Raw genomic sequence first — 23,044 nt, forward strand, 5'->3', positions numbered from 1 at the left:
TCAATACACCCGTGCCTTGGGTGCGATCCGCTTCAGGTCGATGCCGCCCTCGGCCTCGGTCGTCAGCGGGGCGAGGTGCACGGGGCGGTAATCCAGCGTTACCCGGGTGCCGTCGACATGGGCGAGCGAATGCTTGCGCCAGGTCACGTCGTCGCGGTTCGGGTAATCCTCGTGCGCGTGGGCGCCGCGGCTTTCCTTGCGCGCCTCGGCCGCCACGATGGTGGCCAGCGCGTTCGGCATCAGGTTGGTCAGTTCCAGCGTTTCCATCAGGTCGCTGTTCCAGACCATGCTGCGGTCGGTCACCTTCAGGTCGGCGACCTTGGCGGCCACCGCTTCCATTTTCGCCACGCCCTCGGCCAGCGTCTTGTCGGTGCGGAACACGGCGGCATCGGATTGCATGGTCTTTTGCATCTCCAGCCGCAGGTCGGCGGTGGCAGTGTGGCCGTTGGCGTGGCGCAGACCGTCGAACCGGTCCAGCGCCTTGTCAACCTCGGCCTTGTTCGTCGCCGGGGCGGCGGTGGCCGGGTTGACGACCTGCCCGGCGCGGATCGCCGCCGCACGGCCGAACACCACAAGGTCGATCAGCGAGTTGGAGCCAAGGCGGTTCGCGCCATGCACGCTCGCGCAGCCCGCCTCGCCCACCGCCATCAGGCCGGGGAACACGGCGTCGGGCGCGTCGTGGGTCGGGTTCAGCACCTCGCCCCAGTAGTTGGTCGGGATGCCGCCCATGTTGTAATGCACCGTCGGCAGCACCGGGATCGGTTCCTTGGTCACGTCCACCCCGGCGAAGATGCGCGCGCTTTCCGAAATCCCCGGCAGCCGCAGCGCCAGCGTTTCCGGCGGCAGATGGCTGAGGTTCAGGAAGATGTGATCCTTCTCGGGGCCGACGCCGCGGCCTTCGCGAATTTCGATGGTCATGCAGCGGCTGACCACGTCGCGCGAGGCCAGGTCTTTGTAGTGCGGCGCATAGCGTTCCATGAACCGCTCGCCGTTGGAGTTGGTCAGATAGCCGCCCTCGCCGCGCACACCCTCGGTGATCAGGCAGCCCGCGCCATAGATGCCGGTCGGGTGGAACTGGACAAACTCCATGTCCTGCAAGGGCAGGCCCGCGCGCGCCACCATGCCGCCGCCGTCGCCGGTGCAGGTATGCGCCGAGGTCGCCGAGAAGAAGGCGCGGCCATAGCCGCCGGTGGCCAGCACCGTCATCTTGGCGTTGAAGACGTGGATGGTGCCGTCGTCGAGCTTCCAGCAGACGACGCCGGTGCAGGCGCCATTGGTGATGATCAGGTCGATGGCGAAATACTCGATGAAGAACTCGGCGTTGTTCTTCAGGCTCTGGCCATAGAGGGTGTGCAGGATGGCGTGCCCCGTCCGGTCCGCCGCCGCACAGGTGCGCTGCACCGGCGGGCCCTCGCCGAACTCGGTGGTGTGGCCGCCGAACGGGCGCTGGTAGATCTTGCCGTCTTCGGTGCGGCTGAACGGCACGCCGTAGTGCTCCAGCTCGTAGACCGCCTTTGGCGCCTCGCGCGCCAGGTATTCCATCGCGTCGGTGTCGCCCAGCCAGTCCGAGCCCTTGACGGTGTCGTACATGTGCCATTGCCAGTGGTCCGGCCCCATGTTGGACAGGCTCGCCGCGATGCCGCCCTGCGCCGCCACGGTGTGCGACCGGGTCGGGAACACCTTGGTCACGCAGGCGGTGCGCAGACCCTGTTCGGCCATGCCCAGCGTGGCCCGCAGGCCCGCGCCACCCGCACCCACCACGACCACGTCGTAATCGTGCGTTTCGTATTCGTAAGCCGCCATTTCTTATTCTCCCGTCACGCGCCCAGGGCGATCTTGAGCACGGCGAAAATCCCCGCCAGCATCAGGCCGCGCCACAACAGCGCGTTCGCCACCAGCCAGCGCAGCCGGTGCCGTCCGGCCGGAACGTAATCCTCGATCACCACCTGCACGCCAAAGCGCACATGCTGGAACAGCGCCACGAGGGTCGCCAGCGCGACGATGGCGTTCAGCGGGTTGCGATAGATCGCCAGCATCGCCGCGTGCCCCGCCCCCAGCGCATGCGCGAAAGGCAGCAGGAACAGCAGGATCAGCGGCACCAGCGCGATCGCCGTCAGGCGCTGCGAGATGAAGTGTTCGGTGCCGCTTTTGGCCGACCCCAGCCCCCGGACGCGCGCGTATTCGGTTTTGTAAGACATCGGTTCCCCCGCGTTCAGATGACCAAGGCGATGGTCAGCACGGTCATTGCGACCGACAGCCCGACAACGATCCAGCCGGATCGGGCGGTCTCGCCGATCCCCATGCCGATCCCCATGTCCCAGCGCAGATGGCGGATGCCGTTCAGCAGGTGGTACCACAGCGCCCAAAGCGAGACGACCATCACCAGAAGGCCGATCCACGAGGTCAGCACCCCGTCGACAAAGCCGAAATAGCTCGGCGACACCGCCGCCGCGACGAACCACCAGACGATCAGGAACGCCGACAGCCCGAGGCCGACGCCGGTGATGCGATGCACGATCGACAGCGTGGTGGTGATCTGCGGCCGATAGATCTGCAAATGGGGGGAAAGCGGCCGGTTGCCCCGGTTCACGTCAGCCATGAGGGTTCCCTTTTTTCCGGGACGGGCCGCCCGTCGTGTCGGGGTCGCCCGTCGTTGGGCATGATCAATAGCCCTTTTTTTGGCCAAGTCACGCACGGAGACGCCGTGAGCGCGCCAAAACACGATGCAGGCGCAGAAAAGTGGGATTTGTGATCACGGCCGCAAATTGTGTGATCACAGGATTGTCCGCGCCGCGACTCAGCGCGGAATCAGCGCCCAGTAATCAAGGTCCAGCAGCACCTCGGGCCGGTATTTGCCATCCTCGCCCTTCAGCGCGAAGGGTTCCGCCCCCTGCTTCACCGCCACCAGCCGCAGCCGCAGCGCGCCGACCGAGGGCACCGGAGTCTCGGCCCGGTCCAGCACTTCCGACCAGCACCGCACCGTGTCGCCCGCGAAACAGGGGTTCGCGTGCGCCCCGCCGTTCAGCGCCACGACCATCTGCGCGTTGGCCAGCCCGTTGAAACTCAAGGCCCGCGCCAGCGAAATCACATGCCCGCCATAGATCAGCCGTTTGCCATCCGCCCGCTGCGTCGCATCGAAATGCACCTTGGCGGTGTTCTGCCACAGGCGCGTGGCCAGCATATGCTCGGCCTCCTCGATGGTCACCCCATCGACGTGGTCGATCGTCTCGCCCACCGCATAGTCGCCCCAGCGGTGCGGCTCGCCCGCCAGCGTGAAATCGTAGCCCTCGAAGTGCAACCCCTCCGGCACCACCAGCGCCGCGGGCTCGACCGCCTTGGCCAGCACCGGCACCACCGGATCGGGCGCCGGGCCGGTGCCGCGTTTGCGCACCATCACCCAGCGGACGTATTCGATCACCGGCACGTCATGCTGGTTCACGCCCGTGGTGCGCACCCAGACCACGCCCGAGCTGCCGTTGGAGTTTTCCTTGACCCCGATCACTTCCGAAGACGCGCGCAGCGTATCGCCCGGCCAGACCGGGCGCAGCCAACGCCCCTCGGCATAGCCAAGGTTGGCGATGGCGTTCAGCGAAATGTCCGGCACCGTCTTGCCGAAGACCAGATGGAACGCCGCCAGATCGTCGATCGGCGAGGCAGGTAGCCCGCAGGCCCGCGCGAACTCGTCCGAGGAGTAAAGCGCCCCGCGCGCCGGGTAGAGCGCGTGGTAAAGCGCGCGTTCCCCCCCCGACACGGTGCGCGGCACGGCATGGGCGATCACCTCGCCCACCCGGTAATCCTCGAAGAACCGGCCCGCGTTGGTCTTCATTGCGTCACGCATACATCCCGAGGAACGGGTTGTAGCCGAGCATCTTGTGAACCATCGTGATCAGCCCGTACATCACCAGTGCGATCACCACGAGCACCGCATCGCGCTTGATCCCGCCCGAGGCCGGGCGCTGCCACGGCCCGGCCCGGTTGATCAGCGCCATCGCGATCAGCGCCCAAAGGCCCATGCCGCCGAACAGCACGATCGAGGGTCCGTCGTTGTGCACCACCAGATGCGCCAGCGCCCACAGCGTGGTGCCCCAGAGCATCGGGTGGCGGATATAGGTCCACAGCACCCCTTTCGACATGCCCGCGCCGAACACGATCACCGCGATCAGCATCAGGGTGTTGTTCAGATGACCATTGCCGGGAATGGCGATCAGGTTGGGCATGTTCGGCACCGAGCGATAGCCGATCACCATCAGCACCAGCGCAATCACCAGCCCGACGGCCACCGCGCCCTTCGCGCTGTCGCCCATCGCCTGACGCGGACCGGGTGCGACGCGCTTGAAGAGATGCGCCACATACCAGAGCGCCACACCGAGGATCAGAAGTGCCATGCGATTTCCCTTACGCTTCCTGGACGAGTTTTTCTTCCTGCGCCGTTTGCAGGGCCGTCATCGTGGCAATCGCCTCGGCCTTGGCCAGCGTCTGGCGCGCTGTCACGACGTGCAGATTCTCGACGATCTTGCCATCGACCACCGCCACCCCCTGGCCCTGCGCCTGGGCCGCCTCGAACGCCTCGATCTGGCGCCGGGCAAGGTCGATCTCGGCCTCGCCGGGGGCGAAGGCAGCGTTGGCCACGGCGATCTGGCGCGGATGGATGATGGTCTTGCCGTCAAAGCCCATGTCGCGGCCCTGCGCGCATTCGGCCTTGTGGCCGTTGTCGTCCTTGAAGGCGTTGTAGACCCCGTCGAGGCAGATCAGCCCCTCGGCCCGCGCCGCCAGCAGCGCCATCTGAAGGCTGGTCATCAGCGGCAGCCGGTCGGCGCGAAAGCGGGCGCCCAAGTCCTTGGCGAGGTCGTTGGTGCCCAGCACGAAGCCCTGCATCCGCGGATGCGCAGCGATCTGGGCCGCGTTCAGCACGCCGCGCGGCGACTCGATCATCGCCCACAGCGGCACATCGGGCAGCACCTCGGCCACCGCCTCCACATCCGCGGCGCTGCCGACCTTGGGGATCAGCACCGCATCGGCGCCCGATCCGGCCAGCGCGCGTGCATCATCGCGCCCCCAGGGCGTGTCGAAGCCGTTGATGCGGGCGATTCGGGCGCGCGGCCCGAAATCCGTCACCGGCAGCGTCCGCGCCAGCAACTCGCGCGCCGCGACCTTCTCGTCGGGCGCCACCGCATCCTCCAGATCGAAGATGATCGCGTCGATGGCCAGCCCGCGCGCCTTCTCGAAGGCCCGTTGCCGGGAACCCGGAATGTAAAGGACAGACCGCCAGGGTCTTGCACGCGGCTCCATGCTTGCCTCCTCGTAAGCCCATTCCGCCGCGTGCTAGCACGAATGCCGCGCCGCCGCGAGGGGGCCGAAGGTCGGACCCGCAGGATTGACCGCTCAGGTTCCCTGACCAATTGCCGCGCGATACCAGGCCACGATCCTGGCGCGTTCGGCGGGCTCGATCATGCTGAGGTTGGCGGGCGGCATGGCATGGGTCACGCCCGCCTGAATGTAGATGCGCTCGGCCTCGTGCGCGATCTCGTTGGGGGTTTCCAGCCGCACGCCCTTTGGCGCCCACAGGATGCCCTCGTAGCCCGGTTCCTTGGCGTGGCACATGGAACAGCGGCCCTGCACGATCATCGTGACATCCTCGAATCCGGCCGCCTGCGCAAAGCGCGCATCGGCGGGCGAGGGGGTGATGTCGCCGCTTTGCGTGTCGTGCGGGAACATCGGCGCGGTCGACAGCCAGGCGATCAGCAGGAACAAGAGCGCGGTGGCCAGCCAGGTCCAGGTCGGGTTGCCTTTGCGCGCGTGGCGGGTGTTGAAATAGTGCCGGATCGTCACGCCCATCAGGAACACGAGGCTGGCGATGATCCAGTTGTATTCGGTGGCAAAGGCCAGCGGGTAGTGGTTCGACAGCATCAGGAACAAGACCGGCAGCGTCAGGTAGTTGTTGTGCGTGCTGCGCTGCTTGGCGATCTTGCCATCCTTCGGGTCGGGCTTGCGCCCCGCCTTCAGGTCGGCCACCACGATGCGCTGGTTCGGCATGATGATGAAGAAAACGTTGGCCGACATGATCGTGGCGGTGAAGGCGCCAAGGTGCAAAAGCGCGGCGCGGCCGGAAAAGACATGGGTGTAGCCCCAGCTCATCGCCACCAGGATGATGTAGAGCCCGATCATCAGCCGGGTGTTGTCATCGCCGAACTTCGACTTGCAGATCAGGTCGTAGACGATCCAGCCGAACACCAGCGAGCCGATCGAGATGCCGATCGCCTCGGGCACCGTCAGGTTCATCACCGCCGGGTCGATCAGGAAGAAGTTGGCACCGAAATAGTAGACCAGGATCATCATGGTGAAGCCTGACACCCAGGTCATGTAGCTTTCCCATTTGAACCAGATCAGGTGGTCCGGCATCGCCTCGGGCGCCACCAGATACTTCTGCACATGGTAGAAGCCGCCGCCATGCACCTGCCACTCCTCGCCATCCGCGCCGCTGGCCAGATTGCGGTCGCGGTGCAGCCCAAGGTCGAGCGCGATGAAGTAGAACGACGAGCCGATCCAGGCGATTCCGGTGATCACATGGGTCCAGCGCACCGCGAACTGAACCCATTCTGCCAAGACGGCCAGATCGTACATCGCATCCCTCCTCGTGTGGTTGGGAAACGCTATACCCGCGCGCACCTTTTTGTTAATTCTGCAAATGAGTGAGGACTTTCAATCAGGGCAGGATAATCGCCATGTCCTACGTCAACAACATCAAGATGTTCGTCCGTGTCTACGAATTGGGCAGCATGAGTGCGGCGGCGCGCGACCAGCGCACCTCGCCCGCCGTCGCCTCGGCCCGCGTCTCGGAACTGGAAAAGCACCTCGGCGTGCGGCTCTTCAACCGCACCACCCGATCCTTGCAGCCGACCGAAAACGGTCGCCTCTTCTACGACGGCGCCCGCAAGGTGCTCGACGCAATCGACGAGGCCGAGGCAGCGGTGATCGACGCCACCCAGAACCCGCGCGGCACGATCTTCGTGGCGGCGCCCCTGGGCATCGGCCGCCGCCTGATCGCGCCGCAGGTGCCCCTGTTCAAGGACGAATACCCCCAGATCGACGTGCGCCTGCGCCTGTCCGACCGCATCATCGACATCACCGCCGAGGGGCTGGACGTGGCCTTCCACCTCGGCATCCTTGATGACAGCACGCTGAAGGTGCGCGCGGTGGCCGACTGCCCGCGCCTCCTTTGCGCGGCGCCCTCCTACGTCGCCCGCCGCGGCAACCCGGCCGATGGCGACGCGCTGGTGCGCGACCACCACGACTGCCTGAACCTGCGTTTCCCCGGCGCCAAGGAGTTCCAGTGGACCCTCTTGACCCCCGAGGGCCCACGCCGGTTCGAGATCGTCGGCCCGTTCGAATCGGATGACGGCGATGTGCTGACGGCCTGGGCGCTCGACGGCCGCGGCATCGTGCTGAAGCCGGTGTTCGAGGTCGCCGACCACCTGCGCGCCGGCCGTCTGGTCCCGGTCGCCGAGGCCACGCCGCCGCTGCCGGTGCAGTTGAGCTGCCTGACGCCGAACCGGCGGCTGAAGGATCCGAAGATCCGGCTGTTCGTCGACTTCATGATCAGCCGCTGCAAGGCGGCGATCAGCGGCGGGCAGGCCGCCTGAGGCGAAACGTGGGGGGCCGTCTGCCCCCCACACCCCCCGAGGATATTTTCAAACGGAAGATGAGGGGCGCGCCGTCAGCTGCCCCGATAGGTGGCGTATCCGAAGGGCGAGAGCAGCAGCGGCACATGGTAGTGGCTGTCTTTCTGCGAAATGCCGAAGCGGATCGGGATCATGTCGAGAAACCGCGGCGCCTCGGGCGCGGCGCCGGTCGCGTCGAGGTAGGCACCGGCATGGAACACCAGTTCATAGACCCCGGTGGTGAACTGCCCGGCGGGCAGGATCGGCGCATCGGTCCGCCCGTCGTGGTTGGTCACCGTCGAATGCAGGTGCACCCGCGTCTCGCCCTCGATCCGGTAAAGGTCGATGCGGATCCCCGCGGCGGGCAGCCCGCGCGCCGTATCCAGCACATGCGTCGACAAGAATCCGCCCGGCATTTCCCGCTCTCCCATCCCGCCCGATCCGGCGGCAACTCTGCCCGGTTTCATGTCCGGAAGCGACCGCTGATCCGCGTGACAGGTCTTTCAGGAATTATTTGAAAACCCCACCCATTCGATTGCCCTACAAGAGAATGAACCGCAACCGGGGAGGGCTCGGATGACCCGTTATCCACGCAACATGCAGGGCTACGGCCAGCACGCCCCCGATGCGCAGTGGCCCGGCGGCGCCAGGATCGCGGTGCAGATTGTCCTCAACTACGAGGAGGGCGGCGAGAACTGCGTCCTGCATGGCGACGCCGCCTCCGAGGCGTTCCTGTCCGACATCGCGGGGGCCGCGATGTGGCCGGGCCAGCGCCACTGGAACATGGAATCGATCTACGAATACGGCGCCCGCGCCGGGTTCTGGCGGCTGCATCGGCTGTTCACCGCAATGGGCATTCCGGTCACCGTCTTCGGCGTTGCCACCGCGCTCGCCCGCAGCCCTGAACAGGTCGCCGCGATGAAGGCGGCGGGGTGGGAGATCGCCTCGCACGGGCTCAAGTGGGTCGAGCACAAGGACATGCCCGAAGACGTCGAACGCGCCGCCATCGCCGAGGCGATCCGCCTGCACACCGAGGTGGTGGGCGAACGTCCGCTCGGCTGGTACACCGGCCGCTGTTCCGTCAACACCGTGCGCCTGGTCGCGGAGGAGGGCGGTTTCGCCTGGATCTCCGATACCTACGACGACGATCTGCCCTACTGGATCGAGGTCGGCGCCCGCGACCAGTTGATCATCCCCTATACGCTCGAAGCCAACGACATGCGCTTTGCCACCGCGCCGGGCTACATCGAGGGGCAGCAGTTCTTCCAGTATCTCAAGGACGCCTTCGACACGCTCTATGCTGAAGGGCAGGCGGGTCAGGCCAGGATGATGTCGGTCGGCCTGCACAACCGCCTGATCGGCCGCCCCGGCAAGATCGCCGGGCTGAAACGCTTCCTGGACTACGCGCGCGGCCATGCAGGGGTGTGGTTCCCGCGCCGCCTCGACATTGCGCGCCACTGGGCCGCGACGCACCCCAACCACCGCTTCGAACGGCCCAGCCAGATGACGCGCGAGCGTTTCGTAGAACGCTTCGGCGGCGTCTTCGAACACTCCCCCTGGATTGCCGACCGCGCCTGGGCCCTGGAGCTTGGCCCGGCGCATGACACCGCCGTGGGCGTTCACTCCGCGCTCGCCCGCGTCTTCCGCTCCGCCACCGAGGCCGAGCGTCTGGGCGTGCTGACCGCCCACCCCGACCTCGCCGGGAAACTTGCGCAGGCCAAGCGCCTCACCGAGGCCAGCAGCGCCGAACAAGCCGCCGCCGGGCTAAATGCGCTGACCGATGCCGAGCGTGCTGCCTTCACCCGCCTGAACGCCGATTACGTCGCCAGGTTCGGCTTCCCCTTCATCATCGCCGTGCGCGACAACACGAAGGCGACCATCCTCGCCGCCTTCCAGCGCCGCATCACAAACGAACGTTCGGTCGAATTTGCAGAAGCCTGCGCCCAGGTCGAACGCATCGCCGAACTTCGCCTCAAGGACATGCTGACATGACCGGCTATTACGCCCCCAAAGGCGGCCTGCCGCCGCAAACCGCCCTGATGACCGGTCGCGCCGTCTTCACCGAGGCTTATGCCGTGATCCCGCGCGGTTGCTTTTCCGACATCGTCACCTCGTTGCTGCCCGGCTGGGTGAATACCCGGCTCTGGCTGATCGCCCGGCCGATGTCGGGCTTTTCGGAGACCTTCAGCCAATACGTGATGGAGGTCGCCCCCGGCGGCGGCTCCGACACGCCCGAGCCCGAGGCGGGCGCGCAATCCGTCCTCTTCGTCACGGCGGGCGAGATCTGGCTCTCGCTCGATGGCAAGGAGCATGAACTCGGCGCGGGCGGCTATGCCTACATCCCTGCCGGATGCGACTGGCGGCTGAAGAACGGCGGCCCCCACGTGGCGCGCTTCCACTGGGTCCGCAAGCTTTACGAACCCGCGCCCGGCCTGCCCGCGCCGCAAGCCTTCGTCACCTCGGACCGCGAGGTGGCGCCGATCGCGATGCCCGAGACCGACGGGCGCTGGGCCACCACCCGCTTTGCCGACCCCACCGACCTGCGGCACGACATGCATGTGAACATCGTCACCTTTCAGCCCGGCGGCCTGATCCCGTTCGAGGAAACCCATGTGATGGAACACGGGCTTTACGTGCTCGAAGGCAAGGCGGTCTACAAGCTCAACCGCGACTGGGTCGAGGTCGAGGCGGGCGATTTCATGTGGCTGCGGGCCTATTGCCCGCAGGCCTGCTACGCCGCGGGCCCCGGCCCGTTCCGCTACCTGCTTTACAAGGACGTCAACCGCCACGCCCGCCTGCGCGGCCCCGGCGCCTTCGGCCCTGCCAGATGACCCGTCCTTCCCCGTTCTTCTTGGCGAAAATGCTCTCGGGGGGTGCGGGGGGCAGACAGCCCCCCGGCCTTGGCCGCCCATGACCACGATCCGCACCCATCCCCTCACTGCCGCTGTCTTCGCCCCTTTTGGCGATGTGCTCGACACTGCGGGCCCCCATGACAAACTCATCAATCAGGGCCTTTGCGGCCGCTGGCACGACCGCGCCCAGCTTGATTTCGGCCCCGGTGGCCGCGCTGCGATCAGCCTGTTCCGCGCCGCGCCGCGCGCGCTGCCCTACCGGCTCGACATGGTGGAACGCCACCCGGACGGCAGTCAGGCCTTCCTGCCGATGACCGAACATTCGTTCCTTGTCATCGTCGCACCCGACGAGAATGGCACCCCCGGCACACCGCGCGCCTTTCTCACCGCGCCGGGGCAGGGGATCAACCTGCACCGCGGCACCTGGCATGGCGTGCTGACCCCGCTGCAGGCCCCCGGTCTTTTCGCTGTCGTCGACCGGATCGGCGACACACCCAACCTGCAGGAACACTGGTTCCCCGCCCCCTTCACCGTCATCGCCTGACGGCCCCATGACCCCGCGCGGCAGGGCCCGGCGCGCGGGGCTGCGAAAACGAGGCCCGCCAACCTGCGCTACAGAGGGAAGAGACATGACCCAATCCACCCACCCCGTCGATGAGGTGCTGCCTCCGGCCAAGCTCCTCACGCTCGGCCTCCAGCACGTTCTGGTGATGTATGCCGGCGCCATCGCCGTGCCCTACATCATCGGCGGCGTTCTCAAGCTGTCACAGCAGGACGTCGCCTACCTGATCTCCGCCGATCTCTTTGCCTGCGGGATCGTCTCGATGATCCAGTCCTTCGGCCTTACGCCCTGGTTCGGCGTCAAGCTGCCGGTGATGATGGGCGTCACCTTCGCCTCGGTCGGGCCGATGATCGCCATCGCCATTCCGCATCCGGGCGCCGAGGGTGCGCAGATCATCTTCGGCTCGATCATGGCCGCCGGTGTCGTCGGCATCCTGATCGCACCCGTCGCCAGCCGGCTCTTGCGCTTCTTCCCCTCGGTGGTGACCGGCACGGTGATCACCGTGATCGGCATCACCCTGATGCAGATCGGCATCTGGTGGGTCTTCGGCCAGCCCTTCGGCCCGACCGCGCCGAAGCTGGTCGATCCCGCGCAGGCCGACTGGCTCAAGCAGATCGGCACCCTTGCCGCCGCCTCCGGCTCGACCGTGCCGCCGGTGCCGCCGGGCCTCAGCCTCTCGGCCGCCATGCCGAACCCGGCCTATGCCAATGCCACCAACCTGATGATCTCGGCGCTTGTCCTTGTCGTCGTGCTGGGCTTCGCGCGCTACGCCAAGGGGTTCCTGTCGAACATCGCCGTGCTGATGGGCATCATCGCGGGGGGGGTGGTCGCCACCATCGTCGGCACGATGACCTTTGCTTACGTCGGCGGCGCCGCCTGGTTCGCGCCGATCGTGCCCTTCCACTTCGGCACCCCGGTGTTCCAACTGGTGCCGATCCTGACGATGGTCCTGGTGATGCTGATCACGATGATCGAATCGACCGGCATGTTCCTCGCGCTCTGCGACATGACGGGTTCGAAAATGACGCAGCCGCGCCTGTCCGCCGGCCTGCGCGCCGATGGCCTCGGCACACTGATCGGCGGGCTCTTCAACACCTTCCCCTACACCTCGTTCTCGCAGAACGTCGGCCTCGTGGGGGTCACCGGCATCCGCTCGCGCTTCGTCACCGTCACCGGCGGGGCGATCATGGTGGTGCTGGGGCTGGTGCCGAAGATGGGCGCGCTGGTCGCCTCGCTGCCGACAGCGGTGCTGGGCGGCGCGGGGCTGGTGATGTTCGGCATGGTCGCGGCCACCGGCATCCGCATCCTCGGCCGGGTGGACTTCACCCATAACCGCCACAACCTGTTCGTGGTGGCGATCTCGATCGGCTTTGGCATGATCCCGATGATCGCGCCGAACTTCGACCAGTGGATGCCGTCAGCCATCCACCCGCTGGTCGAGTCCGGCATCCTGATGGCCGCCGTCTCGGCGGTGATCCTGAACGCCTTCTTCAACGGCGCGCAGGGCACGCTCGACGACGCCCGCGAGGCCGCCGAAGCGGCGGAGGGCTGAGCCGCCCTCCAGCCGGAAACACCAGTAGCCCCCGCGAAAGCGGGGGCCGTTTTCCGACCGAAACCGCCGGAAAGCCGGTGCAACGTCGGTGCTTTTTCGGTGCTCTTTCGGTATCCGGTTTTCGCCGTCTTTTCAGCGCCTTGCCATCCGCGCGGCGACATCAAGCATCCGGTTGGAAAATCCCCACTCGTTGTCATACCAGCCGAACACCCGCAGCATCCCGCCCGCCGTCACCACGGTTTCCGGCAGCGCCATCACGATGCTTTCCGGCCGCGCGCGCAGGTCGGAGGACACCAGCGGCCGATCGGTCCAGCCGACCACTCCGCCAACCTCCCTGAGTGCCGCGTTGACTTCGGCCACCGTTGGGCAAACCCTTGTCATCACGCACAAATCCACCGCTGACACGCTCGCCGTCGGCACTCGAACCGCCGAGCCCGCGATCCGCCCGGCGATCCCCGGCAGCACGATGTCCAGCAGCCTTTGCGCCGAGGTTGACGTCGGCACCATCGACAGCGCCGCCGCCCGGCTGCGCGCCATGTCCGGCCCCGGCGCATCCACCGTCGGCTGGCTGCCGGTGTAACAATGGATCGTCGTCATGTAGCCGGTCTCGATCCCCCAGCGTTCCTCGATCAGCCGGGCCAGCGGCGCCAGTGCATTCGTCGTGCAGGAGGCGTTTGAAATCAAGCGCTTGCCATCTGCCAGCGCAGTCGCCAGCACGCCATCATTGGCGCCCAGCACAATCACCGCCTCGGCCGCCGCCGAGGGGCCCGAGATCAGCACCGCCCCCGCCCCAGCCTGCAACCCGCGCTGCGCCACGGCGTCCGAATCCGCCCGCCCGGTGCATTCCATCACCACATCCACGCCGGTCAGGTCCAGCGCCGACAGGTCCGCCGCCCGGTGCAGCGGCAACCGCCGCCCGTCCACCACCAGCGCGCCCGCCTCGCGCGCGACGCTGCCCTTCCACGGCCCGAAAACGCTATCGTATTCAAAGAGGTACGCGCATGTCTCGGGGCTGGCGATGTCATTGATCCCGACGATCTCGACCTCTGGCACGGCCCCTTGCGCCCAGGCGCGCAGCACCGTGCGCCCGATCCGCCCGAACCCGTTCAGGAACACCCGCGCCGCCATGATCGCCTCCGCCAATGTGCAACGGTCGGCACCCTGCCGCCCGCCCGCGCCAACCGCAAGAGGTTGATTTCGTTAGACCGAAACCGCGATCGCCACGCCCCGCTCGACCGCCAGCGCAACCGCCCGCGCCGCCACCGCCAGATCCTGCAGCGCGACCCCGGTGCCGTCGAACAGCGTGATCTGATCGTCCGACGTCCGCCCCGGTGCCAGCCCCGCAACCACGGCGCCCAGTTCGGTGATGTCCTCGGCCGCCAGCAGCCCCGCCGCCACCGCATGCTGCGCCTCGCCGATGCTGACCGACTGCGCCCGCTCGTCGCAGAACACCCGCGCCCGCGCCAGCAGCGCCGCCTCCACCTCCTGCTTGCCCTTCGTGTCGGTGCCCATGCAGGCCAGGTGGGTGCCCGGCCGCACATGGCGCGCCATCAGCGAAGGCGCAAAACTGGACGTGATGGTGATGATCACGTCCGCCTGCGCGCCCAGCCCCCCCAGGCTAACCGCTTGAAACGGCAGCCCCAATTCCGCCGCCGTCTCGGCCAGCCGCCGCAGCATCTCGGGGTGCAGGTTCCAGCCGACCACGCGTTCAAAGGCCCCCGCCCGCACCGCTGCCCGCATCTGGAACGCCGACTGATGCCCGGCCCCCATCAGCCCCAGCACCTTCGCATCGGGTCGTGCCAGATGCCGGATCGACACCGCCGCTGCCGCCGCAGTGCGCAGCGCGGTCAAGAGGTTGCCCCCCACCATCGCTGAAACCTGGCCGGTATCCGGATCGAACAGGATCACGGTGGACTGATGATTGGTCAGCCCCCTGGCCATGTTCCCCGGCCAGTAGCCGCCCGCCTTCACGCCCAGCACCAGACCGGCCCGGTCGAACCCGGACTTGAAGCCGTAAAGCGCCTCGGCGTGCCCGATCGCCTCGCGCACCACGGGAAAGTTCACCGCCTCGCCCCGTGCCATCGCGGCAAACACCGCCTCGACCGCCTCATAGGCCGCCGCCTCCGAGATCAGCCCCGCGATCTCCCTCTCCGGCACGATTAGCATGATCTTTCCCTTCAATTTCTTCCGTTTGAAAATATCCCGGGGGTCCGGGGGCAGAGCCCCCGGCCGCCAGCCGGAAGTGTAGCGATTACAGCCCCTTGCCGCGCGCCGTCACCGGGATCAAGCGCTCCACCTTGCCGCCGCGCACGCCGACGTACCAGTCATGCACATTGCAGGTCGGGTCGCAGTGGCCGGGCACTAGCCGCAGCTTGTCGTTGATCTTCAGGACGCCGCCCAGATCCTCGATCACCCCGTGCTCATCCGAGCACTTGATGTAGTTCACATCCGTCCGCCCGAAGACCACCGGCAGCCCGCTGTCCACCGACTGCGCCTTCAGCCCGGCATCGCAGACCGCCTTGTCGGCCTTGGTGTGGCTCATCACCGAGGTCAGCAGGAACAGGCTGTGCTCGAACTCCGTCTCGTCGATGCGCCTGCCGTCCCGGTCGTGGATGCGGCCGTAGTCGGCGTCCATGAAGGCGTAGCTGCCGCACTGCAACTCGTTGTAAACGCCGGAATTGCCTTCGAACTCATAGCTCCCGGTCCCCGCCCCGCCGACGATGGCGCAGCTCAGCCCTTCGGTGGCCAGCGCCGCCACCGCGTCCTTCACCATCGCCACCGCGATCTCGATCTTGGCCTTGCGGTCGGCCCATTCGGTCATGTGCTGCATCGCGCCCTGATAGGCCTGGAGGCCCGAGAAGGTCAGCCCCGGCGCCGCCGCGATGGCCTTGGCAATCGCCACCACCGCCGGGGTCGCGTTCACGCCGCAGCGCCCGGCGCCGCAGTCAATCTCCACCAGACACTCGATGGTGGTCCCATGCCGCACCGCCGCCGCCGACAGGTCGGCGATGTTCGCCGGATCGTCCACGCAGACGATGGTCCGCGCCAGCTTCGGCAGCCGCGCTAGCCGGTCGATCTTGGTGAGGTCGCGGACCTGGTTCGACACCAGAATGTCCTTCACCCCGGCGCGGGCGAAGGCTTCCGCCTCGCTCACCTTCTGGCAGCAGATGCCGCAGGCCCCGGCCGCCATCTGCAACAGCGCGATGTCGGCCGACTTGTGCATCTTGCCGTGCACCCTGAGCCGCACCCCCATCTGGTTCGCGAAGCCCTGCATTTTCGCGATGTTGCGGTCGAGCGCGTCGAGATCGACCACCAGACAGGGGGTCTGCACCTCGGCCTCGGCCATGCCGGGGGCGGCGGGAATGTCGTAGCCGACCTCAAGCCCGTTGAAGGTTTGCGCGTTCATGGTGTGCCTCCTCAGCCCTGCATCCAGGGCAGTTTGTCCAGATCGACGTTGCCGCCGGTGATGATGACGCCGACGCGCTTGCCGCGGAACGTCTCGGGGGTTTTCAGGATGGTTGCCAGCGGCACCGCGCTCGACGGTTCCATCACGATCTTCATCCGCTTCCAGATCAGCTTCATCGCCTCGACGATCTCGTCTTCCTCGGCGGTCAGGATATCCTCGACGTAGTTCCGCACAAAGTGCCAGGTCAGCTCTTTCAGCGGCACCTTCAGCCCATCCGCCACCGTTTCCGGCGCATCGTCGGCGATGATCCGCCCGGCGCGAAAGCTGCGCGCGGCGTCATCGGCCTGTTTCGGTTCGGCGGCGTAGGTCCGCACCCCCGGCGCCAGAGTGGACAGCGTCAGGCAGGTGCCCGAGATCATGCCGCCGCCGCCGATCGGCGCGATCACCACCTCCAGCCCCTCGACCTGCTCGATCAGCTCACGCGAGCAGGTGGCTTGGCCCGCGATCACGCGCGGGTCGTTGTAGGGGTGCACGAATTCGGCTCCGGTTTCCGCCACGACCTGCGCGAACACTGCCTCGCGGCTGGAGGTGGAGGGTTCGCATTCCACCACCCGCCCGCCATAGCCCTTCACCGCGTCCTTCTTGGCTTGCGGCGCCGTGCGCGGCATCACGACGGTGCAGGGAATGCCCCGCCGCCCGGCCGCATAGGCCAGCGACAGCCCGTGGTTGCCCGAGGAATGCGTGGCCACGCCCTTCGCCGCTTGCGCCGCGGTCAGTCCGAACACCGCGTTCGACGCGCCGCGCGCCTTGAACGCGCCCGCCTTCTGGAAGTTCTCGCACTTGAAGAACAATTCCGCCCCGGTCAGCGCGTTCAGATAGCTCGACGTCAGCACCGGTGTGCGGTGGATGTAGGGCGCGATCCGGGCGTGGGCCGCCAGCACGTCGCCGAAGGTGGGAATATACATGGGCGTCATGTCGTTCATGTCAGGCCGCGGCACGAGCCGCCTCCGTTCCGGTGTTGCGATAATAGTCCTGCGCGGCGGCAACGCCCGAGCCGAGTGTGACCGGCCAGCCAAGATCGGCCATGCACATCTCGGCGGCGGCAAGGCCCGCCAGCGCCATCACCTCAGTCAGCATGCCAAGGTGGCCGATGCGGAACACCTTGCCTGCGACCTCACCCAGCCCGACGCCGAAGGCCACGTCATACTTCGCGGCCGCCAGCTTCACGAGGTCGGTGCCGTTGCAGCCTGCGGGCACGACGACCGCCGTCACCGTGTCGGAGTAGAGGTCCGGCGAGACCGCGCAAGGCTTCATGCCCCAGGCGGCAACCGCGCGGCGAATACCTTCCGCGATGCGGTGGTGGCGGGCGAAGACAGCCTCCATCCCCTCGTCCAGCAGCATCTGGACGGCGGTCGCCAGCCCGTTCAGCAGGCCGACCGGCGGCGTATAGGGAAAGCCGCCCGCCGCATAGGTTTTGCGCATGTCGGCGAAGTCGAAGAAGGTGCGCGGCAGCGTTGCCGTTTCCATCGCCGCCAGCGCCTTCGGGCTGATGCCAAGGATGGCGAGCCCGGCAGGCAGCATGAAGCCCTTCTGGCTGCCGGTCACCGCGATATCGACGCCCCAGCCGTCCATCTCGAAGGGCATCGAGCCGATCGACGACACGCCATCGACGAACAGCAGCGCCGGATGCTGCGCCGCGGTCATGGCGCGGCGGATGCCGGCGATGTCGGATTTCACCCCGGTCGCGGTTTCGTTATGCGTCGCCAGAACCACCCGGATCGCATGGCCCGTGTCGGCCTTCAGCGCCGCCTCGATCGCTGCGAGGGGGGCGCCCTGGCCCCACGGCGTCTCGATCACCTGAACGTTCAGCCCGTGGCGCTGGCACATGTCGATCCAGCGGTGGCTGAACATGCCGAACCGCGCCGCCAGCACCGTGTCACCGGGCGACAGCGTGTTGCTGATCGCCGCCTCCCAGCCGCCGGTGCCGGTCGAGGGGAACAGGATCACCTCGCCCTTCGCGGTGTGCAGGATCGTCTTCACCCCCTCGACCGCGGGCCTGAAGATGCGCGCGAAGGCGGGCGAGCGATGGTCGATCGTCGGCATGTCGCAGGCCTTGCGGATCACCTCGGGGATGTTCGTCGGGCCGGGAATGAAAACCGGGTTCTGGCTGGTCATGGCGTGTCCTTGGGCAGATGATGCGCAGACCCTAGGGCCGGCGCCGCGGCAGCGCAATTTTTTCGAAAACATTTTTCAAAAGGATGCGGAACGGGCCAAGACCCTTGCACGACTGCGATTTTCTGTTTTTCATTCTGCGAAAGCGTTTTTCAATGTTTCTGAGAACGACGGAGAAATGATGTCGGACCCTCGCCCGCGCGGCCGCCCCAAGGCGTTCCACGACAAGACCGAGCAGAACACCGTGCAATCGCTTGACCGCGCGATGGGGCTTTTGCGGCTTCTGAGCGAACGCACGGGCCTGACGCTCAGCGAACTTGCCGCCGAAAGCGGGCAGGCCCCGGCCACTGTCTACCGCGTGCTGACCACCCTCCAAGGCCATGGCATGGTTGAAAGCGAAGAGCCCGGCCAACTGTGGCACGTCGGCGCGGGCACTTTCCGCATCGGCACCGCCTTTCTGCGCCGCACCAAGGTGGCGGAACGGGCGCGCGGACCGATGCAGGCGCTGATGCGGGCCACCGGGGAAACCGCAAACCTCGGCGTGGAAAGCCAGGACGAGGTGCTTTTTCTGGCCCAGGTCGAAACCCATGAGGCGATCCGCGCCTTCTTCCCGCCCGGCACCAAGAGCCCGATGCACGTCTCTGGCATCGGCAAGGCGCTGCTGGCCTGGTACCCCGAGGCGCGGGTGCGCGCGATCGTCGCGCGGCGGGGCCTGCCCGGCTTCACGTCGCTGTCGCTGACCTCCGAAACGAGCCTGATGCGCGACCTCGCCCGCACCCGCGAACGGGGCTTCGCGGTGGACGATCAGGAAAAGGCCGAGGGCATGCGCTGCGTCGCGGCCCCGGTGTTCAACGGCTACGGCGAGCCCGTCGCGGGCCTGTCGGTCTCCGGCCCCGCCTTCCGGATCGGGCTATCCGACGCCGCCCGTATCGGTGCCCTGGTGCGGGCGGCGGCGGACGAGGTGACGGAGGCCATCGGGGGCGTCCGGGACTGAAGCCGGGGGCTGTCTGCCCCCCGGAGCCCCCCGAGGATATTTCAGGACCGAAAGGGGGCGGACGTCAGCCCGGCGCGCCCCAACCGCCGCCGCCCGGCGTCAGCATTTCGAACGCGGCGCCTGCCGGAAGTTCGCGCTCGTCATTGCCGTTGAGGCGTTCACGGCGCCCGTCCGGCCAGATCACCCAGTTTTCCCCCGTGGCCCCCGGCGCGCCGCCGACCGCGCCGAACGGCGCCACGATCCGGTGCGAGGTCAGCGTGGTGACGGTGACCGCATCGAGAAACCGCAACCGCCGCACCGCGCCGTTACCGCCACGCCAGTGCCCGGCGCCGCCGGAGCCCTGCCGGATGCCGAAGGTTTCCAGCCGCACCGGGAAGCGCTTTTCCAGCACCTCGGGATCGGTCATCCGGGTGTTTGTCATGTGGCTTTGCACCGCGTCGCAGCCGTCGAAACCGGGTCCGGCGCCGGTGCCACCCGCGATGGTCTCGTAGTTCTGGAACCGCGCGTTGCCCCAGACGAAGTTGTTCATCGTGCCCTGGCTGCCCGCAATCACCCCCAGCGCGCCGTAAAGCGCGTTGCAGGCGGCCTGGCTCACCTCGGTGTTTCCCGCGATCACTGCCGCCGGGGCACGGGGATTCAGCATCGTGCCCTCGGGGATGATGAGGGTCAGCGGTCTCAGGCAGCCTTCATTCAGCGGGATGTCCTTGCCCACCAGCGTGCGGAAGACATAAAGTACCACCGCCCGCACGATGGCGAGCGGGGCGTTGTAATTGCCCGCCGATTGGGCGGACGTGCCGGTGAAGTCGATCGTTGCCGCACGGGCTGCGCGATCCACCGTCACCCGCACGACAATCCGTGCGCCGGAATCCATCGGATATGTGAACAATCCATCGGAAAGACTCGGGATCACCTCGCGGACCGATTCCTCGGCATTGCGCTGGACGTGGCCCATGTAGGCTGTCACGACATTGGCGCCATAGTCGGAAACCACCTTCAAGAGCGCGCGCCGCCCGGTTTCGTTCGCCGCGACCTGCGCCTTCAGGTCCGCGATGTTCTGCTCGGGCGCGCGGGCCGGATAGCGGCCGGAGGCCAGGATCGCCCGCGCCTCGGCCTCCAGAAACCGGCCCCGATCCACCAGCCGCATGTTGTCGATCACCACGCCCTCGTCCTCCAGCGTCCGGCTGTCGGGCGGCGAGGATCCGGGGGTGCGCCCGCCGATGTCGGCATGGTGCCCGCGCGAGCCGAGCCAGAAGGCGGGCTGCCCGGCCACGAAAACCGGCGTCACCACCGTCACGTCGGGCAGGTGGGTGCCGCCACGATAGGGCGAGTTGAGCATGAAGGCGTCGCCCTCGCGGATCGCGCCCGCATTCAGCCACATGACCGTTCGGATCGAGTCCGACATCGAGCCGAGGTGCACCGGCACATGCGGGGCATTGGCCACCAGATCGCCCGCCGCATCGAAGATGGCGCAGGAGAAATCCAGTCGTTCCTTGATGTTGACTGACCACGAGGTGTTGGCGAGCGTGGCCCCCATCTGGTCGGCCATCGACATGAAGAGATTGTTGAACACCTCCAGCAGCACCGGGTCGGCCTCGGTTCCCGCCGCCGGGGGGCGGGTGATGGTGGCCGTGCGTTCCAGGATCAGGTTGCCGCGCGGGTCGACACGCGCGGTCCAGCCCGGCTCCACGACGGTCGTGCCGGTGGCCTCCGCGATGATCGCGGGGCCGGGCAGGGTGGTGCCGCCAGGCAGGGTCTCGCGGCGGTACACTGGCACCTCGTGCCAGCCGGTGCCGAAGTGGGCGCGCATCCGGTCGGCCGGGGCCGGGGCGGCACCCTGGGGCGCGCGTTCGTCGGGCAGGCTGCCGCCGCCGCCGATCGCCTCCACCGCAACCAGGTCGAAGAACAGCCCGCGCTCGGGCGAGGTAAAGCCGAAGCGGGCGCGATGGGCGTCTTCGAAAGCGGCGCGCATGTCGGCGGGCGCGCCGAAGGGCACCTCCAGCGTCTGATGCGAGCCCTCGTAGCGCAGATGGGCGCGCGCCTCGACGCGGATCACGGCTTCAGTCACACCCTGCGCGGCAAGGTCACTACGCGCCTCATCCGTCAGGCCAAGAACGAACGTTCGTGCAATTTCGATGTCGTCAAGCGCCGCATCCACCTGCGCCTCGCGCAGGCTGCGCAGTTCAGCCAACCCCATGCCGTAGGCCGAGAGCACCCCGGCGAAGGGATGCAGGAACACCCGGCTCATGCCCAGCGCATCGGCCACGAGGCAGGCATGCTGCCCGCCCGCGCCGCCGAAGCATTGCAGGGTGTAACCCGTCACGTCATGGCCGCGCTGCACCGAGATTCTCTTGATCGCGTTCGCCATGTTGTCCACCGCGATGCGCAGGAAACCTTGGGCCACCGCCTCGGCGCTTTCCTCCCGTCGGTCGGTCGCTGCCGCGATCTCGGCTGCCAGCGCGGCGACCTTTTCCCGCACCGCATCGGCGTCGATCGGCTGGTTGCCGTCGGGGCCGAACACCGCAGGGAAATGGCGCGGCGAAAGCTTGCCCAGCATCACGTTGCAGTCGGTGATCGTCAGCGGCCCGCCACGGCGGTAGGCGGCCGGGCCGGGGTTGGCGCCCGCGCTTTCGGGGCCGACTTGATAACGCCCGTCGCGGAACGTGCAGATCGAGCCGCCGCCCGCCGCCACGGTATGGATGTCCATCATCGGCGCGCGCATCCGGACGCCCGCAACTTCGGTCTCGAACGAACGTTCGTAAACGCCCGCATAGTGGCTGACGTCGGTCGAGGTGCCGCCCATGTCAAAGCCGATCAGCTTGCCAAAGCCCGCCGCCTCGGCCGTCTTCACCATCCCCACGATGCCGCCCGCCGGGCCTGACAGGATTGCATCCTTGCCCTGAAACCGCCCGGCATCGATCAGGCCGCCGTTCGACTGCATGAACAAGAGCCGCCCCGTTGCCCGCCCGATGTCGAGCGCGCCTTCGACCCGCGCCACATAGCGCCGCAGGATCGGCGAGAGATAGGCATCCACCACGGTCGTGTCGCCGCGCCCGACGAGCTTGATCAGACGCGAAACGGTGTGGCTGGCGGAGACCTGGGTAAACCCTTCCGCGCGCGCGATTTCAGCCACGCGGGCCTCGTGCGCGGGGTTCAGGTAGCCGTGCAGGAACGCGATGGCGACCGCGCGCACGCCCGCCGCATGGGCGGCTTGCAACGCCGACCGCGCCGCGTCCTCGTTGAGGGGGGTCACTTCCGCCCCCTCGGCATCCAGCCGCCCTGCCACCTCGGCCACCCGCTCATACAGGAGGTCGGGCCGCCGGATCGCCAGATCGAAGAGCCGTGGCCGGGTCTGATAGCCGATGCGCAGGAGGTCGCCGAACCCCTCGGTGATCAGCAAGAGCACCCGCTCGCCCTTGCGCTCCAGCAGCGCATTGGTGGCGACCGTCGTGCCCATTTTCACCGCCCGGATCGCATCTTCCGGCAGCGGTTCACCCGCCCGCAACCCGAGCAGATCACGGATGCCCTGCACGGCGGCATCGGCGTAGCGTTCCGGGTTCTCGGACAGCAGCTTGTGCGTCAAAAGCCGTCCGTCGGGGGCCTGCGCCACCACGTCGGTGAAGGTGCCGCCCCGGTCGATCCAGAATTCCCAGCCGGCCATCGCGCCCTCCCGATCCGATGCCCTTGGGTTCCGGATCGGGAGGGGATTGTCAACCTACTCGGCGGCTTCGGCGTAGCTCTCGACCGGCGGGCAGACGCAGATCAGGTTGCGGTCGCCGTAGACGTTGTCGACCCGCCCGACCGGACACCAATATTTGTCCGACCGCGAGGTGCCGGCCGGGAAACAGCCC

At 67.5% G+C, this 23,044-nt stretch carries 20 protein-coding genes; 6 read left to right on the top strand and 14 right to left on the bottom strand.

Annotated features, from left to right (window positions below):
* The 7 genes from sdhA to AC11WY_RS13960 form a co-directional block, all read right to left on the bottom strand.
* A complete protein-coding gene (gene sdhA, locus AC11WY_RS13930) occupies positions 1-1,803 on the bottom strand; it encodes a succinate dehydrogenase flavoprotein subunit (protein ID WP_482926498.1) in 1,803 nt (600 codons plus the stop codon).
* Between the two features lie 14 nt (positions 1,804-1,817).
* The gene (gene sdhD, locus AC11WY_RS13935; RefSeq protein WP_482926500.1) at positions 1,818-2,198 is read right to left on the bottom strand and encodes a succinate dehydrogenase, hydrophobic membrane anchor protein; all 381 of its coding nucleotides are present in this window, start codon (positions 2,196-2,198) and stop codon (positions 1,818-1,820) included.
* Between the two features lie 14 nt (positions 2,199-2,212).
* Positions 2,213-2,599, bottom strand: a complete 387-nt coding sequence (gene sdhC, locus AC11WY_RS13940) for a succinate dehydrogenase, cytochrome b556 subunit (protein ID WP_482926502.1) — start codon at positions 2,597-2,599, stop codon at positions 2,213-2,215.
* A 198-nt stretch (positions 2,600-2,797) separates the two neighbouring features.
* The gene (locus AC11WY_RS13945) at positions 2,798-3,826 is read right to left on the bottom strand and encodes a MaoC family dehydratase (protein ID WP_482926532.1); all 1,029 of its coding nucleotides are present in this window, start codon (positions 3,824-3,826) and stop codon (positions 2,798-2,800) included.
* A gap of 4 nt (positions 3,827-3,830) precedes the next feature.
* Positions 3,831-4,385 (bottom strand): NnrU family protein, encoded by a 555-nt coding sequence (locus AC11WY_RS13950; RefSeq protein WP_482926504.1) that lies wholly within the window; start codon positions 4,383-4,385, stop codon positions 3,831-3,833.
* A 10-nt stretch (positions 4,386-4,395) separates the two neighbouring features.
* Positions 4,396-5,289 (bottom strand): HpcH/HpaI aldolase/citrate lyase family protein, encoded by an 894-nt coding sequence (locus AC11WY_RS13955; protein WP_482926506.1) that lies wholly within the window; start codon positions 5,287-5,289, stop codon positions 4,396-4,398.
* Positions 5,290-5,382: 93 nt separating this feature from the next.
* A complete protein-coding gene (locus AC11WY_RS13960; protein ID WP_482926508.1) occupies positions 5,383-6,621 on the bottom strand; it encodes a urate hydroxylase PuuD in 1,239 nt (412 codons plus the stop codon).
* A gap of 101 nt (positions 6,622-6,722) precedes the next feature.
* Between AC11WY_RS13960 and AC11WY_RS13965 the strand changes: the two genes are divergently transcribed.
* Positions 6,723-7,640 carry a LysR family transcriptional regulator gene (locus AC11WY_RS13965; protein ID WP_482926510.1) on the top strand — a complete coding sequence of 306 codons (918 nt, stop codon included), beginning with the start codon at positions 6,723-6,725 and terminating at the stop codon, positions 7,638-7,640.
* A gap of 74 nt (positions 7,641-7,714) precedes the next feature.
* Here AC11WY_RS13965 and uraH read toward each other — a convergent pair whose 3' ends face one another.
* Positions 7,715-8,074, bottom strand: a complete 360-nt coding sequence (gene uraH, locus AC11WY_RS13970) for a hydroxyisourate hydrolase (RefSeq protein WP_482926512.1) — start codon at positions 8,072-8,074, stop codon at positions 7,715-7,717.
* A gap of 160 nt (positions 8,075-8,234) precedes the next feature.
* Between uraH and puuE the strand changes: the two genes are divergently transcribed.
* From puuE to AC11WY_RS13990, 4 genes are all read left to right on the top strand, one after another.
* Complete coding sequence (gene puuE, locus AC11WY_RS13975; protein WP_482926514.1) at positions 8,235-9,650, top strand: allantoinase PuuE; 1,416 nt, start codon at positions 8,235-8,237, stop codon at positions 9,648-9,650.
* Positions 9,647-10,489, top strand: a complete 843-nt coding sequence (locus AC11WY_RS13980) for a bifunctional allantoicase/(S)-ureidoglycine aminohydrolase (RefSeq protein WP_482926516.1) — start codon at positions 9,647-9,649, stop codon at positions 10,487-10,489. The genes puuE and AC11WY_RS13980 overlap by 4 nt, the downstream gene beginning before the upstream one ends.
* A 79-nt stretch (positions 10,490-10,568) precedes the next feature.
* Positions 10,569-11,054, top strand: coding sequence for an ureidoglycolate lyase (locus tag AC11WY_RS13985; RefSeq protein WP_482926518.1), 486 nt, complete (start codon positions 10,569-10,571; stop codon positions 11,052-11,054).
* 85 nt (positions 11,055-11,139) lie between these two features.
* Positions 11,140-12,624: a nucleobase:cation symporter-2 family protein gene (locus AC11WY_RS13990; protein WP_482926520.1), complete on the top strand. Its 1,485-nt coding sequence runs from the start codon at positions 11,140-11,142 to the stop codon at positions 12,622-12,624.
* Positions 12,625-12,756: 132 nt separating this feature from the next.
* On the opposite strand, the gene AC11WY_RS13995 is transcribed toward AC11WY_RS13990, so the two are convergent.
* From AC11WY_RS13995 to bhcA, 5 genes are all read right to left on the bottom strand, one after another.
* On the bottom strand, positions 12,757-13,752 hold the full coding sequence (locus AC11WY_RS13995) for a type I glyceraldehyde-3-phosphate dehydrogenase (protein WP_482926522.1): 996 nt from the start codon (positions 13,750-13,752) through the stop codon (positions 12,757-12,759).
* Positions 13,753-13,824: 72 nt separating this feature from the next.
* Positions 13,825-14,790, bottom strand: a complete 966-nt coding sequence (gene bhcD, locus AC11WY_RS14000) for an iminosuccinate reductase BhcD (protein ID WP_482926524.1) — start codon at positions 14,788-14,790, stop codon at positions 13,825-13,827.
* An 85-nt stretch (positions 14,791-14,875) separates the two neighbouring features.
* On the bottom strand, positions 14,876-16,030 hold the full coding sequence (gene bhcC, locus AC11WY_RS14005; RefSeq protein WP_482926526.1) for a 3-hydroxy-D-aspartate aldolase BhcC: 1,155 nt from the start codon (positions 16,028-16,030) through the stop codon (positions 14,876-14,878).
* Between the two features lie 11 nt (positions 16,031-16,041).
* Entirely contained in the window at positions 16,042-17,013 is a 972-nt protein-coding gene (gene bhcB / locus AC11WY_RS14010; RefSeq protein WP_482926534.1) for a beta-hydroxyaspartate dehydratase BhcB, read from the bottom strand.
* A gap of 1 nt (position 17,014) precedes the next feature.
* Positions 17,015-18,205, bottom strand: a complete 1,191-nt coding sequence (bhcA, locus tag AC11WY_RS14015; RefSeq protein ID WP_482926528.1) for an L-aspartate--glyoxylate aminotransferase BhcA — start codon at positions 18,203-18,205, stop codon at positions 17,015-17,017.
* Between the two features lie 175 nt (positions 18,206-18,380).
* Between bhcA and bhcR the strand changes: the two genes are divergently transcribed.
* Complete coding sequence (gene bhcR, locus AC11WY_RS14020) at positions 18,381-19,196, top strand: HTH-type transcriptional regulator BhcR (RefSeq protein WP_482926536.1); 816 nt, start codon at positions 18,381-18,383, stop codon at positions 19,194-19,196.
* A gap of 64 nt (positions 19,197-19,260) precedes the next feature.
* Here the strand turns inward: bhcR and AC11WY_RS14025 are convergent, their stop codons facing one another.
* Positions 19,261-22,854 (bottom strand): hydantoinase B/oxoprolinase family protein, encoded by a 3,594-nt coding sequence (locus AC11WY_RS14025; protein ID WP_482926530.1) that lies wholly within the window; start codon positions 22,852-22,854, stop codon positions 19,261-19,263.
* Between the last annotated feature and the right edge of the window lie 190 nt (positions 22,855-23,044).

It is taken from the genome of Solirhodobacter sp. (assembly GCF_964715405.1).